The following is a 17,014-nucleotide window of genomic DNA, read 5'->3' as shown; positions in this document are numbered from 1 at the left end:
CAAATTGGTAGCGCAACCATTTATACCCTATCGGCGAGACGCCTCGCCGTACTGGCCGCCGCCCAGGCCTTTTGCCCAGTCAGCCATCAAATCATAAAAGCCTGGCGGGATGCGTGTGCGTTTGCGCATCCCATCGGCGGCCTGGTCGTACTCCCACATGCCATGGTCGGTGTGCGGGAACACGTAGATGGCGATATCGCGCCCCTGGCTGCGCACTTGCGCGAGCCGCTCCAGCGTCAGCGCAATCGGCGCTTGCCGGTCCTCGGCCGCCAGCGCCCACAGCTGCGGCACATCGAGATTGCTGATGACTTGCAAAGGATTCTGCGTCCAGTCGACTTCCAGCTTGTCAAAGCGCGGCGTGCCTTGGGTGCGCAGCTCTTCCACCGGCATGCCCAGCAACACGCCGGTGTAACCGCCCTTGATCGTCGGGAACCACGGTTCCTTGGCGTAGCGGCTCTGCGCCTGCGCCAGATCGCCCAGGCCATCCTTGTATCCGGACTTGACCAGCCGCGCCGTGATGTCGGTGATGCCGCGCGCCTTGGCGACGACGTCTTCGCCATAGCCGCGATCGCGCAATTCCTTGGCCACCTGCGCCGCATCCTGCTCGGCGATATCGACCGCCAGCCCGTAGCCGATGCCGACAAACTCCGCCTTCGCACGCGACGCCGCGAGCGGCGCGATCCAGCCGCCCTGGCTCAGGCCCAGCAGCCCGAAACGGCCGAAGCGCCCTGCCGCCAGCCGTTTCGCTTCGCGCGACGCCGCCACCAGATCATCGGCCAGTCGCGGAAAATTCTGCGTGTACTCGCCGCCGGACATGCCGGTGCCGCGCTTGTCGTACACGAACACCGACACGCCCCGCGCCACCAATTGATACGGATCGCGCGCCCGGTCGATCCAGCCGCTGTCCTCCGAGCCGTGCGCGTAGATCACCAGCGCCGTCTGCCTGCCCGCGCCAGGTGGCTCCAGCAAGCGTCCGGCCAGGGTGACGCCGTTGGAGTCGAAGCGCGTATTCGTTTCCACCACCGCGACTTTCGGCCAGGCCTCGCCGTCGACCACCACGGCACCCGCACCGCACACCAGCCGCGTCGCCGCATCCTGCGTACTGCCCACCGTTCCATCGCTGAAGGTATAGCCGAATCCTTTGTTCGCCTTGGTGACACCAACAAAGGCTGTCTGGTTCTTTTGAAAAACGCCCGTCTCGCAGGAGGACGCCGCATGCGTAACGAGAGCAAGGAGCAACAGGGAATAGCGAATCATGGCTGTATCCGGATGGTTGAACTGGCGCAAGCCTAGTCCAATCCCGCTCACTACAGTCATGCCATCTGACCAATCGACAAAATTCCGGTATGAATGGCGCCCACCGGCGATAAGCGAGACAACCCTACCGTGCGTCGCGTGCCCTCCGAAGCGGCCGATAATGGTCGCAGCGGATTTCCCGAGGAGAACGATCATGTGGAAAAGAACAGCTTCGGCCTGGGCCTTCATGATAGTCAGCGGATGCGGCGGCGGTTCCAGCTCCGGCGGCATGGCGCCGGCCACGCCAACAATGCCGACAACGCCCTCCACCAGCACGACGGTGGTCACCACCGGCCTGCAAGCCCCATGGGCCATCACCTTCAACGGCACGACAGCGCTGGTCAGCGAACGCGGCACGGCGCGCATCCTGGCCGTTGGCACGAACGGCAGTTTAACCAGCATCGCCACCATCGCCGGCGTGAACGGCAGCGGTGAAGGCGGCCTGCTCGGCATCACCGTGCATGACGGCTATCTGTATGCCTACTTCACCGCCGGTACGGAAAACCGCATCGAACGCTACCCGCTCACCGGCGCCGGCGCCAGCACGCGCCTGGGCGCCGCCCAGACGCTGCTGACCGGCATCCCCTCGCGCACCAACCACAATGGCGGACGCCTCGCCTTCGGCCCCGACGGCATGCTGTACGCCACCACCGGCGACGCCGGCACGTCCAGCCGCGCGCAAGACCTGACCTCGCTGGCCGGCAAGATCCTGCGCATGACGCCCGATGGCCGCATCCCCGCCAACAATCCTTTTCCCAATTCCTACGTCTACAGCTACGGCCACCGCAACGTACAAGGCCTGGCGTGGGCCAGCGACGGCACGCTGTACGCCTCCGAATTCGGCGAGAACACCTGGGACGAACTGAACATCATCAAGGCCGGCGGCAACTACGGCTGGCCGGCGGCCGAAGGCAAAGTCGGCGGCACGCTGTACATCGACCCGGTGCAGCAATGGCCGACCGCCGAGGCCAGCCCGAGCGGCATCGCCATCAGCGGCGGCAACCTCTACATCGCCAACCTGCGCGGCGAACGCCTGCGCAAGGTGCCGCTGGCCGCCGTCGCCACCGCCACCGAGTTCTACACGAAGCAATACGGACGATTGCGCGATGTCGTCGCCGCGCCCGATGGCCGGCTCTACATCCTCACCAACAACACCGACGGCCGCGGCACGCCGCAAGCCGGTGACGACCGCATCCTGAGTACGCCCCTGCTGTGAAGGATCTGTGCACTCCATGCATAACGGTTGACGAGGTTGGATGGATTGTGCCGACAGCACGGCTGCCTTACGCTGCTCCCATTCATTACTCGGGGAGCATACGAATGTTTGCATCGATCACCATCAAAATGCGGCTGATCGCCACCATGGCGATACTCGGCCTGGTCGTCCTGGCCGCCGGCGGAGTGAGCCTGTGGGGCATGCACAAGGCGAACGCCTCCCTGGATATGGTGTATACCAATCAGCTGGCGTCCGCAATCAACCTCGGCAGCATGAAAAACTATCTGGGCCGCGCCCGCTTCGCGATCGACCGCGCGCAATTCCGTCCCGACGCGGCCGATGTGCCGCAGAGCCTGTCCAAGGCGGAGGAATTCATCCATCTGGCCGACCAGGAGTGGCAAAGTTACATGGCCCTGCCGCTCGATCCCGGCGAACGCGACCTGGCCCGCGCCGTGGGCGCCAGCCGCGACGCCTACGTCAACGAAGGCCTGCAACGGGTCACCAGGGCTTTGCTGGACAAGCGTCCCGCCGATGCCGAACAGCTGATCTTCAACCAGCTGGCCAGCCGCTTCGTGGCCTTCGACAACGCTTGGAACAAGCTGCAGGAATACCAGCTGACCTTGGCCAGGGAACGCTACGACGCCAGCCAGGCCTTCTACGATCGCTTCCGCACCGCATTCTCCCTGGCGCTGCTGTTGATGGCCATGTTCATCACGAGCGTCAGCATCGTGCTGCTGAAGGCCATCATGCAGCCGGTGGCGCAAGCCATCCACCACTTCGGGCATATCGCGGAAGGCAACCTGGCCGAAGCCATCGACATCCGGCGCCGCGACGAAATGGGCGCGCTGCTGCAAGGCCTGGACCGCATGCAGCAGCAACTGCTGACCACCGTGCGCACCGTGCGCGACGGCAGCACCTCGATCGCCCAGGCGGCCAGCGAAATTTCAGCCGGCAACCAGGACCTGTCCGACCGCACCGAAAAACAGGCCGCCAGCCTGGAGGAAACCGCCGCCTCGCTTGAGCAGCTGACCAGCACCGTGCGGCAGAACGCGGAAAACGCCCGCCACGCCAACCGCCTGGTCACCGATGCCGCGCGCGAAGCCCGGCAAGGCGGCGCGCTGGTCTCGCAGGTGGTCGACACCATGAGCGGCATCGAACAATCCTCGCGCCGCATCGTCGACATCATCGCGGTCATCGACGGCATCGCCTTCCAGACCAATATCCTGGCGCTGAATGCCGCCGTGGAAGCGGCCCGCGCCGGCGAACAGGGACGCGGATTCGCGGTGGTCGCCAGCGAGGTGCGCAACCTGGCGCAGCGCGCCGCCAGCGCCGCGCGGGAAATCAAGGGACTGATCGAACAATCGGTGCGGCAGGTCGCCAACGGCACGGCGCAGGTGGCGCAGGCCGGCGCCTCGGTACACGGCATGGTGGCCAGCGTGGCGCGCGTCACCGACATCATGGCCGAGATCATGGTCGCCAGCGACGAGCAAAGCGCGGGCATCCATCAGATCAACGACGCCGTGGCGCAGATGGACGCTGTCACGCAGCAGAACGCGGCCCTGGTGGAACAGGCCTCGGCCGCCGCCGGCGCGCTGGAAGCGCAGGCCGGCACGCTGGACCGGCTGGTCAGCGGCTTTCGCCTGGGACCAGGCTCCAGTTCGGCGGATGGCCGATATGCGCTCGCAATGCGTCCAGCAACACCGTGACGCGCGCCGGCGGCTGGCGCAGCGCGCGCAAGGCGTGGATGCCGGTGCAGGCGCGCGCCTGCTCGGACCATTCGGGAAACAGCTGCACCAGCAGCCCGGCCTTGACGTCCGGCCCCACCACCCAGTCGGGCAGGTAGCCGATGCCCAGGCCTTCCAGCGCCGCCAGGCGCATGGCCTCGAAATCGTCGCAGGCAAACACCGGCTGGCCGCTGGCGGCGCGCGCCGGATGCCCCAGCACGTCGGCCCAGCCCAGCAGGTCGGCGCCGTGCAGCTTGTCGATCAGGCAGTGTGAGGTCAGCGCGGCGAAATCGGCCGGCGTGCCGGCCCGCGCCAGATAGGCAGGGCTGGCGCACAGGATGCGGGTCTGGGTCGCGAGGCGGCTGCCGATCAGGGTGCTGTCGGCCATGTCGCCGATCCGTATCACCAGGTCCAGCCGCTCGGCCACCGGGTCGGCCAGCCGTTCCGTCAGGTCCAGTTCCAGCCGCAGGTCCGGATACTGGCGCGCCAGCTCGCCCATCACCGGCAGCACATAGCGCTTGCCGAAGGTCGGGAAGCACGCCACGCGAAGGATGCCGGTGACCGCGCCTTTCATCGAGGCCAGCTCCTGCTGCGCGTCGGCCAGCGAATCGAGGATCTGCCGCGTGCGCACCAGCAACGCTTCGCCGGCGTCGGTCAGCGTCAGCAGCCGGGTCGAGCGCAGGAACAGCGGCGTATCGAGATAGGCTTCCAGCGTATCGATCTGGCGGCCGATGGAGGATGGCGTGCGGCCGCGCCGCCGTCCCGCACCGGAAAAGCTGCCCTCGCGCGCCACGTCGGCGAACACCCCCAGGAATTCCGCGAATTTTTCTGACTGCATCTGTGCGTTCCTTGCATAGCCGTTGTGGGACCACGCCATCTTATCAGCGGCGCCGTCCGGTTTTACTCTTCTTCCCATGGCAAGTCTACATGCTACCGAGTTCACCCAAGGAAGAAACCATGCAAAAGTCCAGCTACGATCCGCTCCACCTGTTCATCAACGGCGCCTGGCTGGCGGCCGCCGGGCGCGACACCGCCGCCGTCATCAATCCCGCCACCGGCGCCACGCTGGGCCGCCTGCCGCTGGCCACCACCGCCGACCTGGCCGGCGCGCTGGAGACGGCGCGCGACAGCTTCGACATCTGGCGCCGCACCGTGCCGGCTGAACGCGCCCGCGTCCTGCGCAAGGCGGCGACGCTGATGCGCGAACGCGCCGAACATATCGCCACCATGCTGACGCTGGAAGAAGGCAAGCCGCTGGCCGAAAGCCGCGATGAAGTGCTGCGCGCGGCCGACTACTTCGAATGGTTCGCCGAGGAAGCGCGCCGCATCGACGGCCGCGTGGTGCCCGCCAACCGACCCGGCGTGCAGCAGCTGGTGAAGCGGCAGCCGATCGGCCCGGTGGCCGCCTTCACGCCATGGAACTTCCCCGCCATCACGCCGGCGCGCAAGCTGGCGGCGGCGCTGGCGGCCGGTTGCAGCATCATCCTCAAGCCCGGCGAGGAAAGCCCGGCCACCGCACTGGCGCTGGCGCGTTGCCTGGACGATGCCGGCCTGCCCAAAGGCGTGCTGCAAGTGGTGTTCGGCGTGCCGGACCGGGTATCGGCGCAACTGATCGCGTCGCCGGTTATCCGCAAGGTGGCGTTCACCGGCTCGATGCCGGTGGGCCGCCTGCTGTCCGAACGCGCGGCGGCCGGCGTCAAACCGATCACGCTGGAATTGGGCGGCCACGGGCCGGTACTGGTGTTTGCCGATGCCGACATCGACGCGGCCGCGAAGGACGGCGCCGCCAACCGCTTTCGCGGCACCGGCCAGATCTGCATTGCGTCGACGCGCTTCCTGATCCAGAGCGACGCCTATCACCGCTTTGCCGAACGCTTTGTCGCCGCCACCAGGCAACTGGTGATCGGCGACGGCATGGCGCCGGAGACGCAGCTTGGCCCGCTGGCCAATCCCCGTCAACTGGCCAAGATGGAGGCGCTGGTCGCCGATGCCGTGGAACAGGGCGCGACGCTGCTCACCGGCGGCAAGCGCATCGACCGCCCCGGCTACTTCTTTGCGCCCACCGTACTGGCCGATGTGCCGATGAGCGCGCGCATCATGCACGAGGAGCCGTTCGGCCCCATCGCCGTGCTGCGCCCGTTCGACACGCTGGAGGATGGGCTGGCCGAAGCCAACCGCCTGCCCTACGCGCTGTCCGCCTATGCCTTCACGCGCGACGCGCGCACCGCGCTGGACGTCGGCGACGGCCTGGAAGCCGGCATGGTCGGCATCAACCAGTACCGCATCGTCGCCACCGAACTGCCCTTCGGCGGCATGAAGGAAAGCGGCCACGGTTCCGAAGGCGGCACCGAAGGTATCGCGGCCTACCTCACCAACAAGTTCATCTCGCAAGCCCACTTTCAGGAGTAACGCCATGTCTTTCACGCTCAACGTCAACGGCCACCAGCACGTGGTGGACATCGCCGGCGACACGCCGCTGCTATGGGTGATACGCGATGTCATCGGCATGACCGGCACCAAATTCGGCTGCGGCATCGCGCAGTGCGGCGCCTGCACCGTGCATCTGGACGGCGAACCGGTGCGCTCCTGCGTGCTGCCGGTATCGGCGGTCGGCAAGCGTGCGATCACCACCATCGAAGCGGTCGGCGAGACCGACAGCGGCAAGCGCATCCAGGCCGCCTGGCTGGCGGTGGACGTGGTCCAGTGCGGCTATTGCCAGTCGGGACAGATCATGTCGGCGGCGGCGCTGTTGCGGCGCAATCCGGCGCCCACCGATGCCGACATCGACGCCGCCATGTCCGGCAACATCTGCCGTTGCGCGACCTATGTCCGCATCCGCGCCGCGATCAAGCAGGCCGCCACCGGGAATATGGTGGTCACGCAGGCGATTTCAGTGAGCGCAGCGGGAGGCCGGAAATGAGCGATTTTTCAAGCACACGCCGCGCGCTGCTGAAGGCCGGTGGCCTGTCGGTCGCCTTCATGTGGCTGGGCGCACCCAAGCCCGCCCTGGCGCTGGTCTCGCCGCACCGCCAGGCCGGCGACGCCGAAGCCGCCGCAGCGGACGGCGCGCCCGCCTTCACCCCGAACGCGTTTGTCCGCATCGACGCCAGCGGTGTTATCCGGCTGGTGATGCCGATGGTGGAGATGGGCCAGGCGATCTACACCGGCTCCTGCATGCTGCTGGCGGAAGAACTCGACGTCGACCTGGACCAGATCCAGGTCGAGCATGCGCCGCCCAGCGACGCCCTGTACGGCATGCGCATCCTCAAGGCGCAGATCACCGGCGGCTCCACCAGCACGCGCAGCACCTTCACCGAATTGCGCCAGGCCGGCGCCATCGCCAGAACCCTGCTGGTCGCGGCCGCCGCAGCCAGATGGAAGGTCGCGCCGGAGGCTTGCACGGTCGAACGCGGCGTGATCCACCATCGCCCCTCCGGCCGCAGCCTGAAGTACGCGCAGGTGGCCGCCGCTGCCGCCAGGTTGCCGGACCCCGGCGCGGTAAAGCTCAAGTCGCCCGGCGAGTTCCGCCTGCTCGGCAAGCCGATGGCGCGCCTCGATTCGGACGACAAAATCCGTGGCGCAACCAGGTTCGGCATCGACGTCAGCCTGCCCGGCATGCGCATCGCCACCGTCCAGGCCTGCCCGACGCTGGGCGGCACGCTGGCCAGTGTCAACGACCGCGCCACGCGCGCGATTCCCGGCGTGGTCGACGTATTACGCATCGACAACGCGGTGGCCGTGGTGGCGACGCATTTCTGGGCCGCCAGACGCGGCATGGAAGCGCTCGACATCGTCTGGAACCACGGCCCCAACGCCGCACTGACCACGCAGCAGCTGCGCGACGGCCTCGCCGCCAGCCAGGCCAGCGGCAAGGCCATCGTCGGCAAAGAAGTCGGCAGCCGTCCGAACGGCGACACCATCCAGGCCACCTACAAATTGCCGATGCTGGCCCACGCCACCATGGAGCCGCTCAACGCCACCGTGCACATCACGGCGGAGCGCTGCGAAATCTGGGCCGGCACGCAGGTGCCGACCAGAGTGGTCGCCAACGCGGCCAGGATCACCGGCCTGCCGGTGGAGAAGATCGTGCTGCATCCGCAATACCTGGGCGGCGGTTTCGGACGGCGCCTGGAAACCGACTATGTCGACCAGGCGGTCGCCTTCGCCCGACTGGTGCACTGTCCGCTGAAAATCATCTGGACGCGCGAGGAAGACATCCGCCACGACATCGTGCGCCCGATGTATCACGACGTCATTTCCGCAGTGGTGGACAGCAAGGGTTATCCAGTCTGGCTGGGCGATCGCGTGTGCAGCGCCACGGTGCTGGGCCGCTGGCGTCCGGGCGGCATGCGCAAGAACGGCCTGGATGGCGACGCCATTGAATGCGTCGCCGACGTGCCGTATGCGATTCCCAACCTGAAGGTGGAATGGGTGCGCCACGACATGCCGCCCGGCCTGCTGGTGGGCTGGTGGCGCGGTGTCGGCGCGCTGCACAACCTGTTCATTGTCGAGAGCTTCCTGGATGAGCTGGCGCACCGCGCCAAGGCCGATCCGGTGGCCTGGCGCCGCACGCTGTTGCGCAACAATCCGCGCAGTACCGCCGTGCTGGATCTGGCGGCGTCGAAGATGGGCTGGGGGAGTCCGCTGCCGCCGCGCGTCGGCCGTGGCGTCGCGCTTGGCGAACCGTTTGGCAGCAAGGTATGCGCCATGGTGGAAGTGGAGGTCAGCCCACAGGGCGATGTGCGGCTGCGGCGCGCCGTGGTGGCCGTCGATTGCGGCATTCCCGTCAATACCGGTTCGATTGAAGCGCAGATCCAGGGCGGCCTGCTGTTCGGCTTGAGCGCGGCGCTGTTCAACGAAGTCACCATCAAGCACGGCGCCATCCAGCAAAGCAACTTTAACGATTATCGCATGATACGCATGAACGAAACGCCCGACGTCGAAGTCCACATCGTCCACAGCACCGAAGCGCCCGGCGGCATCGGCGAAGTCGGCACCGCGATTGCGGCGCCGGCCCTGGCCAACGCCATCTATGCGGCCACCGGCGTGCGCCTGCGCGAACTGCCGATCCGCCGCGAACTGCTGGCACAGAAAGGGAGCGCGACATGAAACGCGTCCACCTCATCGCATCACTGTGCGTGGCTGCCGCCGTGGCCGTGGCGGCTTACGGCTACCTCACCCGCTCCGATGCGTCGCCCGGCGCCGCACCGGTGCTGCACGGCGCGCCAGCCGCGGCGCCGCAGATCGTGCGCGGCGAGTATCTGGCGCGCGCTGCGGATTGCGTCGCCTGCCATACGACGCCCGGCGGCAAGTCGTTTGCCGGCGGGCTGGCGTTCAAACTGCCGTTCGGCACGCTGTACTCCTCCAACATCACAGCCGACAAGCAAACCGGCATCGGCAACTGGAGTGACGACGACTTCGTGCGCGCGCTGCATGACGGCGTGCGCCATGACGGCCAGCGCCTGTATCCGGCTTTTCCATACACCTCATACTCGCTGTTGAGTCGCGACGATGCGCTGGCAATCAAGGCCTACCTGTTCAGTTTACCGACCGTCAGCCAGCAAACGTCGCAGCCGGACCTGGCCTTTCCCTTCAACCAGCGCTGGGCGATGGGCTTCTGGAACGCGGTGTTCTTCAAAAGCGCGCGCTTCACGCCGGCGCCTGACAAGTCGGCGGAATGGAACAGCGGCGCCTACATGGCCATCGCCCTGGCCCACTGCGCGGAATGCCACACGCCGCGCAATCTCGGCTTCGCGCTGGAACACCGCAACGAACTGGCCGGCGCCATGGTGAACGGCTGGCGGGCGCCGAACATCACTGCCGATCCGGCCCACGGCATCGGCAAGTGGAGCGATGCCGACCTGTACCAGTACCTGCGCTTCGGACATGCGGCCGGCCATGGTTCGGCTGCCGGCCCGATGGGCGAGGCGGTTGAAAACAGCCTGCAATTCCTGGCCCCCAAAGACATCCAGGCGCTGATCACCTACCTGCGCAGCATACCGCCGCGCAGCGGCGACCAGACCGCGACAGTGAACGTCCGGCCCGACACCTTGGCAACCTCCACCGCCTACACGCCTGCGGCCAACACGCCGGCCGATCTGCAGACAGGACTGAAGCTGTTCGAAGGCAGCTGCGCCAGTTGCCACCAGTGGAACGGCCAGGGTCCGCAATCGGAACACGCCGCGCTGCTCGGGGCGCGCTCGGTCAACGATCCATCCGGACAGAACATCGTGCAGGTGCTGCTGCACGGCGAAAAGATGCGCATCGCCGGCAAGGACGTTGTCATGCCGTCGTTCGGCGCGGCCTTGAGCGACGCCGAAATGGCGCAGTTGAGCAATTACGTGATCTTCCAGTTCGGCGGCAAGCAAGGCAAGGTCACGCCCGCCATGGTGATGGCGCAACGCAAGAACTAGGCGCACTTGTGCGCGACGCGCACAGCGCTTTGGCGGCGGCTGGCGATTATCAAAGGGCTGGTTCGCCGCTATCCTGATTTCACTCTCATCCAATCAAGGACTCATCATGAAAGCCATCACTTTTGACCAGTTCGGCGCTGCCGACGTACTGAAGATCGGTGAAGTGCCCGAGCCGGTACTGCGCGCCAACGACCTGCTGGTGCGCACCCGCGCGGCCGGCGTTAACCGCGCCGACCTTACCCACCGTCGCGGCGGCTACGGCTGGCCGGATTTTGGCGACTCCACCATCATGGGCCTGGAAATCGCCGGCGACGTCATCGCTGTCGGCGAGAACGTGCAAGGCTACGCGGTGGGCGACCGCGTGATGGGCATCGTTGGCGGCGGCGCGTATGCCGAGGTGTCGCGCATCGACTACCGCATGGCGATGCCGATTCCGGAAGGCCTGGACTATATCCAGGCCGCCGCCATCACCGAAACCTTCGTCACCGCGCATGAAGCGCTGATCCACCTGGGCAAGCTGCAAGCCGGCGAAACGGTGCTGATCCATGCCGGCGCGGGCGGCGTCGGCGGCGCGGCCGTGCAACTGGCGCGGGCCAGCGGTGCGACCGTGATCGTCACCGCGCAGACGACGGCACACGCACTGGTGCACCGCCTCGGCGCCCATCATGCCATCGATTATGTGGATGAGGATTTCGCGCTGGCAGTCGCCAAACTGACCGCGGATCGCGGCGTGGACGTGATTCTCGACTTCATCGGCGCACCCTACTTCGAGCGCAACGTCAACTCGCTGAACTTCGGCGGCCGGCTGGTACAGATCGGCATCATGGGCGGCATCGAGGATGCGCGCATCCCGCTCGACCGCCTGCTGTATCGCCACCTGCAGATCATCGGCACCGTGATGAAGTCGCGCTCGCAGGAAACCAAACATGCCATGTCGCGCCGCTTCAGGGAGCGTTGGCTGGCGCACTTTGTCAAGGATGGCCTGACCCCGGTCATCGACAGCGTCTTTCCTCTTGCCGAAGCCGGCGCCGCGCAGCAGCGCATGGAGGATGGGCTGAATGTTGGAAAAATTGTTCTCACCACCTAAAGGAGAAATATCATGACTGTCATCCGTTCCGATCTCATCCTGTCGCAATCCGCCTTCAGCCACATCATCGATGTGCCGTTTGAACAAATCGATATCGCCAAGTGGCTGTTCACGCTGCCGGACGCCGAGTACCAGCGTTGCGCCCCGCCCGACCACATCGCCGCCGGCGCGACGTTCACCGACGACGGCCGCCGCATGTCGATCAATGTCGAGATGATCGGCAGCGGCTTGGTGGTGCAGCACTATGTCGGCGAAGTCACCGAAGCGTCGCACTGCCGCATGGTGTCGACCTCCGACGTGTTCACGCCGAACGGCCGCACCAAGGTGCAGGTGATCTGGGATTTGAGCGTCAGGAAAATCGACGCGCAGCGCAGCGAGTACACCAACGCCGTGATTTCCCATCCGACCGAGGAGTTCCTGGCGTTCATCAAGGAGCACGGCATTGCGTGGGAGCAGGCGCAGAATGACCGTCAGCAGTCATCCGGCGACCACAACCGCCGCGAGACGCCGCTGTTCGCCGAAAGCATCGCCCGCGCCGCCCGCCGCGCCAACGCCTGACGCCGCGTCGTTGCCGCGCAGGTGGGAACCCATGCGCTGCCGCTGGGCACGCGGCGTATAGGTTCCCGCCTGCGCGGCAACGACGGTTCAGTGTTCGTGGCTATGCCATTCGGCAACCGGGCTCAGATAATCCTCGTCAGCAACCTTGTCCAGCCACACCACGGCCACACCGTCAAGCGCTTCCTGTACCGCGATATGCGTCATCGCCGTCGTGGCGGTGGCGCCGTGCCAGTGCTTGTGGCCCGGCGGACACCAGATTACATCGCCGGCGCGGATCTCCACCTTGGCCTCGCCTTCGCACTGGGTCCAGCCGCAGCCGGCCGTGACGATCAGCGTCTGGCCCAGCGGATGCGTGTGCCAGGCCGAACGCGCGCCCGGCTCGAAGGTCACACTGGCGGCCGACACGCGCGCCGGCGCCGGCGGTGTGCTCAACATCTCAATGCGGACGCGGCCGGTAAAAGTGGCCTCCGGGCCGGTGATCGAAGGCATGCTGCCTACACGTTTGAGTTCCATGATGTTTCCTTTTAAATGTTGTCCAGCGCCGCCTGCGCGCGTTGCGCCGTCGCGGCATCCACCTGCGTTGCCAGCACCTGAATGAATTGACGCAGCTGCGGCCTGGTGATGCCGACGTTGATGCTGACGCGCACATGCGATTGCAGCTGCGGCTCGACGCCGCTCAGCGCCGCCAGCACGGCAACGGTCGCCAGCTCGCGGCTCTGCCAGTCCAGGTTGTCGCGGTTGAAGATGTCGCCGAACAGGTGGGTCTTGAGGAAGGCGTCGATGGCCGGCGCAAACGCGAACACCGGGCCTTTGACCGGCGCGCCGACCAGCCTGGTCTGGTTCGCCGTGCCGGAGGCCAGCAGCGCCTCGCCGGTCTGGGCCGGCGCGGGATCGCGGCCCGGCGCATCAACCACGCCACGCTGCTTGCGTTCGTCCAGCACCTGCATCAGCGCGGTCAGCGCATTCAGGCTGCGTGGGAAGCCGGCGTAGGCATACAGCTGGACCAGGATTTCCTTGCATTCGCTGATGTTGAGGCCGGCATCCAGGCCGTGACCGAGGGCGGTTTTGAGTTTCGGCATATCGCCGCTGGCGGCGAACGCGGCGATGGGCCCGATCGCCTGCCGGCTGGCGGATAGTGTTTGTTCTGCTTGCATGGCAGCTTGCTCCTTGACTGGTTGAGCGGCGGCGCTGGCGGCGCCCAGGGCGAAGCCCAGCGCAATCATCAGGCGGCCGGCGCGTAAAGGTTTACTGCGGTTGATATTGTTCATCGCTGACTTTCTCCATCCACTCAACGTTCCTGCCGTTCGCGGCGCCGGTCACGGCGAGGTGGGTCATGGCGGTGGTTGGCGCGGCGCCGTGCCAGTGCTTGACGCCGGGCGGGCACCACACCACGTCGCCGGGCCGCAGTTGCTGCACCGGCTTGCCCCATTCCTGCGTCAGTCCCGCGCCGGCGGTGACGACCAGATACTGCCCCTTGGGATGCGTATGCCAGGCCGAACGTGCGCCCGGCTCAAACGTCACGTAGGCGCTGGAGGCGTTGATGTCGGCGTTGGCCGGCGCCAGCATGTCGACCCGCACGCGGCCGGTGAAATACTCGGCCGGTCCAGCGGCGGCGGCAACGGTGCCGGCCTTGGTGACGGTCTGCTCCGCGCCGGCGTTGAGCGCCATGCCGGCGAGCAGGATTGCTGCGATCATTTTCATCGTCATGTCCTTTCGCCTAGCGGCCGACGCGCTGTTGCAAGTGCGCCGGATAGCGGTCGCCCTGCACCGCGATGCCGGACACGGCGTGCTCGATGTCGGCCAGGTCGGCTTCGCTCAGACGCACGTTCACCGCCGCCAGATTTTCCTGCAGGCGATGCGGCTTGGTGGTGCCGGGAATCGGCGCGATCCACGGCTGCTGCGCCAGCAGCCAGGCCAGCGCGATCTGCGCCGGCGTCGCCTGCTTCCGCGCGGCGATGGTGGTGATGACATCCACCAGCGCGCGGTTGCTCTTGCGCGCATCGGCGGCGAAGCGCGGCACGATGTTGCGGAAGTCGGTGCTGTCGAAGGTGGTGCTCTCATCGATGGCGCCGGTCAGGAAGCCCTTGCCCAGCGGGCTGAACGGCACGAAGCCGATGCCCAGCTCGGCCAGCGTCGGCAGGATCTCCTGCTCCGGCTCGCGCCACCACAGCGAATACTCGCTTTGCAGCGCCGTCACCGGACACACGGCATGCGCGCGGCGGATGGTTGCGGCCCCGGCTTCCGACAGGCCGAAGTGCTTGACCTTGCCTTCACGGATCAGATCGGCGACCGTGCCGGCCACGTCCTCGATCGGCACGGCCGGATCGACGCGGTGCTGATAGAACAGATCGATGGCGTCGACACGCAGGCGCTTCAGCGATGCCTCGGCCACGGCGCGGATATGCTCCGGGCGGCTGTCGACGCCGTTGATGGCGCCCTTGTCGTCGAACTGGAAGCCGAACTTGGTGGCGATCACCACCTGGCCGCGCATCGGCGCCAGCGCCTCGCCGACCAGCTCTTCGTTGGCATGCGGGCCGTAGGCTTCCGCCGTGTCGAAGAACGTCACGCCCTGCTCGAAGGCGGCGCGGATCAGCTTGATGGCGGCTTGCGTTTCCGTGGCCGGGCCATAGCCAAAGCTCAGTCCCATGCAGCCCAGTCCCAGCGCCGAGACTTCCCGCTTGCTATTGCCCAATGTACGTTTTTCCATGGCGAGACTCCTTTGATCAGATGGCGTCTAATGTACCGGCTGCGCAACCGTGCGAATAGATGCTAAAGTTGGCATGAACTTATAAGCAGGACTCATCAATGCACTTCTCCAACTACAATGAAATCCTGGCGTTCATCGCGGTGGCCAAGGAAGGCAGCTTCACCAAGGCGGCGGCGAAACTGGGCGTGTCGCAGTCGGCACTGAGCCAGACCATACGCACGCTGGAACAGCGGCTGGATTTGCGCCTGCTGGTGCGCACCACGCGCAGCGTCTCGCCGACCGAGGCGGGCGAGCACATGCTGCGCACGGTGGCGCCGCGCTTTGATGAGATCGAAGCCGAGCTGGCGGTGCTCAGCGAACGCCGGCTCAAGCCGGCCGGCACCATCCGCATCAGCGCGGGCGAGCACGCCGCGCTGACGGTGCTGCAACCCAAGCTGACCGAACTGCTGCTGCAATATCCCGACATCCATGTCGAGCTGATCGCCGAAAACCGCATGACCGACATCGTGGCCGACCGCTACGACGCCGGCGTGCGCCTGGGCGACCAGGTGGCCAAGGACATGATCGCGGTGCGCATCAGCGCTGACCTGCGCTGGCTGGTGGTCGGTGCGCCGTCTTATTTCGCGCGCTATCCGGCACCGCTCGCGCCGCAGGAACTGACGCAGCACAACTGCATCAACATGCGCCTGCCCACGCACGGCGGCATCTACATCTGGGATTTCGCCAAGGATGGCAAGGACCTCAAGGTGCGCGTGGAGGGGCAGCTGGTGTTCAACAATCTCGGCTTGCGCATCAAGTCCGCGCTCGACGGCCTGGGCCTGGCGTTCCTCCCCGAGGACCAGGTCCGGCCCTACATTGAGCAGGGCCGCCTGGTGTCGGTGCTGGAGGACTGGTGTCCGGTGTCGCCCGGCTACCGGCTGTACTACCCGAGCCGGCGCCATCCGTCCTCCGCGTTCACCCTGTTGGTGGACGCGCTGCGCCATCCGGGCTAAAGCTCGAGGCGGCGCTCGCTCATCCACTTGACGATGGCGGGATCGCGGTGCGAGAAGAAGCTGCTGACACCGTTTTCCAGCGCCGCGATGCGGGCCAGGTCGGCATCGTCCAGACGGAAATCGAAGACATCCAGATTCTCCGCCATCCGTTCGCGGCGCGTGGTCTTGGCCAGCGCGACGATATTGCGCTGTACCAGCCAGCGCAGCACGACCTGCCCCACCGATTTATTGTATTTGGCGGCGATGGCCACCAGCACCTCGTTGTGGAACAGATTGTTCTTGCCTTCGGCAAACGGCGCCCACGCTTCGGCCTGCACGCCGTTGTCGCGCATGAAGGCGGTGCTGTCGTCCTGCTGGTGCCAGGGATTGACTTCGATCTGGTTGATCGCCGGCCGCACTTCGTTGAAGGCGATCAGATCCATCAAGCGGTCCGGCTCAAAATTGCTGACGCCGATGGCGCGCAGCTTGCCGGCGCGGTAGGCCTCGGCCATCGCGCGCCAGGAGCCGTGCACGTCGCCGTAGGGCTGGTGGATCAGGTACAGGTCGAGGTAGTCCAGCTGCAACCGTTGCAGCGACTTGTCGATGGCGATCCTGGTGTTGTCGTAGCCGGTATCCTGCACCCACAGCTTGCTCGTGATGAAGAGCTCGGCGCGATCGATGCCGCTTTTCTTGACCGCGGCGCCAACCGCCTTTTCGTTCATATACGATGTCGCGGTATCCAGCAGGCGGTAGCCCGCCGCGATCGCGTCGATCACGCTGCGTTCGCACTCGGCCGGATCGGGAATCTGGAAGACGCCGAAGCCCAGCAGCGGCATCTTGATTCCGTTGTTCAGTGTTACATACTCCATGGTGTTTCCTCGTTAGCTCAGTCGGATGAATCTACTGTAACGAAAACCGGTGGCTTTGATTAGACGGCGCAATCCGCAAATCATTATTAGTCGGACTTATGAATTCCGACGCCGTGGCGTTCAACGCCACTTTTTACAAAAATCTTTGTTTTTCGATAGCAATATTGCTAAAA

At 66.0% G+C, this 17,014-nt stretch carries 16 protein-coding genes; 9 read left to right on the top strand and 7 right to left on the bottom strand.

Annotation, left to right across the window (positions count from 1 at the left end; genetic code table 11):
* Positions 1 to 27: 27 nt before the first annotated feature.
* Complete coding sequence (locus tag GJ695_RS22895; protein WP_166455406.1) at positions 28 to 1,110, bottom strand: alpha/beta hydrolase; 1,083 nt, start codon at positions 1,108 to 1,110, stop codon at positions 28 to 30.
* A gap of 340 nt (positions 1,111 to 1,450) precedes the next feature.
* Here GJ695_RS22895 and GJ695_RS22890 point away from each other — a divergent pair, with 340 nt between their 5' ends.
* Both GJ695_RS22890 and GJ695_RS30525 read left to right on the top strand, forming a co-directional pair.
* Positions 1,451 to 2,512 carry a PQQ-dependent sugar dehydrogenase gene (locus GJ695_RS22890; protein WP_154368864.1) on the top strand — a complete coding sequence of 354 codons (1,062 nt, stop codon included), beginning with the start codon at positions 1,451 to 1,453 and terminating at the stop codon, positions 2,510 to 2,512.
* A 104-nt stretch (positions 2,513 to 2,616) separates the two neighbouring features.
* A complete protein-coding gene (locus GJ695_RS30525) occupies positions 2,617 to 4,218 on the top strand; it encodes a methyl-accepting chemotaxis protein (protein ID WP_154368862.1) in 1,602 nt (533 codons plus the stop codon).
* Here GJ695_RS30525 and GJ695_RS22880 read toward each other — a convergent pair.
* A complete protein-coding gene (locus GJ695_RS22880) occupies positions 4,139 to 5,074 on the bottom strand; it encodes a LysR family transcriptional regulator (protein WP_154368860.1) in 936 nt (311 codons plus the stop codon). The two genes, GJ695_RS30525 and GJ695_RS22880, sit on opposite strands and share 80 nt — an antisense overlap.
* Before the next feature lie 119 nt (positions 5,075 to 5,193).
* Between GJ695_RS22880 and GJ695_RS22875 the strand changes: the two genes are divergently transcribed.
* From GJ695_RS22875 to GJ695_RS22850, 6 genes are all read left to right on the top strand, one after another.
* A complete protein-coding gene (locus GJ695_RS22875; protein ID WP_154368858.1) occupies positions 5,194 to 6,645 on the top strand; it encodes an NAD-dependent succinate-semialdehyde dehydrogenase in 1,452 nt (483 codons plus the stop codon).
* A gap of 4 nt (positions 6,646 to 6,649) precedes the next feature.
* Positions 6,650 to 7,156 carry a (2Fe-2S)-binding protein gene (locus tag GJ695_RS22870; protein ID WP_154368856.1) on the top strand — a complete coding sequence of 169 codons (507 nt, stop codon included), beginning with the start codon at positions 6,650 to 6,652 and terminating at the stop codon, positions 7,154 to 7,156.
* Positions 7,153 to 9,345 (top strand): xanthine dehydrogenase family protein molybdopterin-binding subunit, encoded by a 2,193-nt coding sequence (locus GJ695_RS22865; protein WP_154368854.1) that lies wholly within the window; start codon positions 7,153 to 7,155, stop codon positions 9,343 to 9,345. The genes GJ695_RS22870 and GJ695_RS22865 overlap by 4 nt, the downstream gene beginning before the upstream one ends.
* Positions 9,342 to 10,649 (top strand): c-type cytochrome, encoded by a 1,308-nt coding sequence (locus GJ695_RS22860; protein WP_154368852.1) that lies wholly within the window; start codon positions 9,342 to 9,344, stop codon positions 10,647 to 10,649. The genes GJ695_RS22865 and GJ695_RS22860 overlap by 4 nt, the downstream gene beginning before the upstream one ends.
* A gap of 106 nt (positions 10,650 to 10,755) precedes the next feature.
* Positions 10,756 to 11,736 (top strand): NAD(P)H-quinone oxidoreductase, encoded by a 981-nt coding sequence (locus tag GJ695_RS22855; protein WP_154368850.1) that lies wholly within the window; start codon positions 10,756 to 10,758, stop codon positions 11,734 to 11,736.
* 12 nt (positions 11,737 to 11,748) lie between these two features.
* Entirely contained in the window at positions 11,749 to 12,294 is a 546-nt protein-coding gene (locus GJ695_RS22850) for a hypothetical protein (protein ID WP_154368848.1), read from the top strand.
* 87 nt (positions 12,295 to 12,381) lie between these two features.
* On the opposite strand, the gene GJ695_RS22845 is transcribed toward GJ695_RS22850, so the two are convergent.
* Genes GJ695_RS22845 through GJ695_RS22830 form a run of 4 tightly spaced genes read right to left on the bottom strand, consistent with a single transcriptional unit; the run spans position 12,382 to position 15,001 of the window.
* Positions 12,382 to 12,807 (bottom strand): (R)-mandelonitrile lyase, encoded by a 426-nt coding sequence (locus GJ695_RS22845; RefSeq protein ID WP_154368846.1) that lies wholly within the window; start codon positions 12,805 to 12,807, stop codon positions 12,382 to 12,384.
* An 11-nt stretch (positions 12,808 to 12,818) separates the two neighbouring features.
* Positions 12,819 to 13,562, bottom strand: coding sequence for a carboxymuconolactone decarboxylase family protein (locus GJ695_RS22840; protein ID WP_208023447.1), 744 nt, complete (start codon positions 13,560 to 13,562; stop codon positions 12,819 to 12,821).
* Complete coding sequence (locus GJ695_RS22835; RefSeq protein WP_229260615.1) at positions 13,540 to 13,995, bottom strand: (R)-mandelonitrile lyase; 456 nt, start codon at positions 13,993 to 13,995, stop codon at positions 13,540 to 13,542. The genes GJ695_RS22840 and GJ695_RS22835 overlap by 23 nt, the downstream gene beginning before the upstream one ends.
* Before the next feature lie 16 nt (positions 13,996 to 14,011).
* Positions 14,012 to 15,001, bottom strand: a complete 990-nt coding sequence (locus tag GJ695_RS22830) for an aldo/keto reductase (protein ID WP_154368842.1) — start codon at positions 14,999 to 15,001, stop codon at positions 14,012 to 14,014.
* Positions 15,002 to 15,099: 98 nt separating this feature from the next.
* Between GJ695_RS22830 and GJ695_RS22825 the strand changes: the two genes are divergently transcribed.
* On the top strand, positions 15,100 to 15,993 hold the full coding sequence (locus GJ695_RS22825) for a LysR family transcriptional regulator (protein ID WP_154368840.1): 894 nt from the start codon (positions 15,100 to 15,102) through the stop codon (positions 15,991 to 15,993).
* Here the strand turns inward: GJ695_RS22825 and GJ695_RS22820 are convergent.
* Complete coding sequence (locus GJ695_RS22820; protein ID WP_154368839.1) at positions 15,990 to 16,841, bottom strand: aldo/keto reductase; 852 nt, start codon at positions 16,839 to 16,841, stop codon at positions 15,990 to 15,992. The two genes, GJ695_RS22825 and GJ695_RS22820, sit on opposite strands and share 4 nt — an antisense overlap.
* Positions 16,842 to 17,014 lie beyond the last annotated feature (173 nt).

The organism is Duganella alba, assembly GCF_009674495.1.
GTDB classification, from domain to species: Bacteria; Pseudomonadota; Gammaproteobacteria; order Burkholderiales; family Burkholderiaceae_D; genus Rugamonas; species Rugamonas alba.
This window is presented reverse-complemented; position numbering and strand designations above follow the sequence as displayed.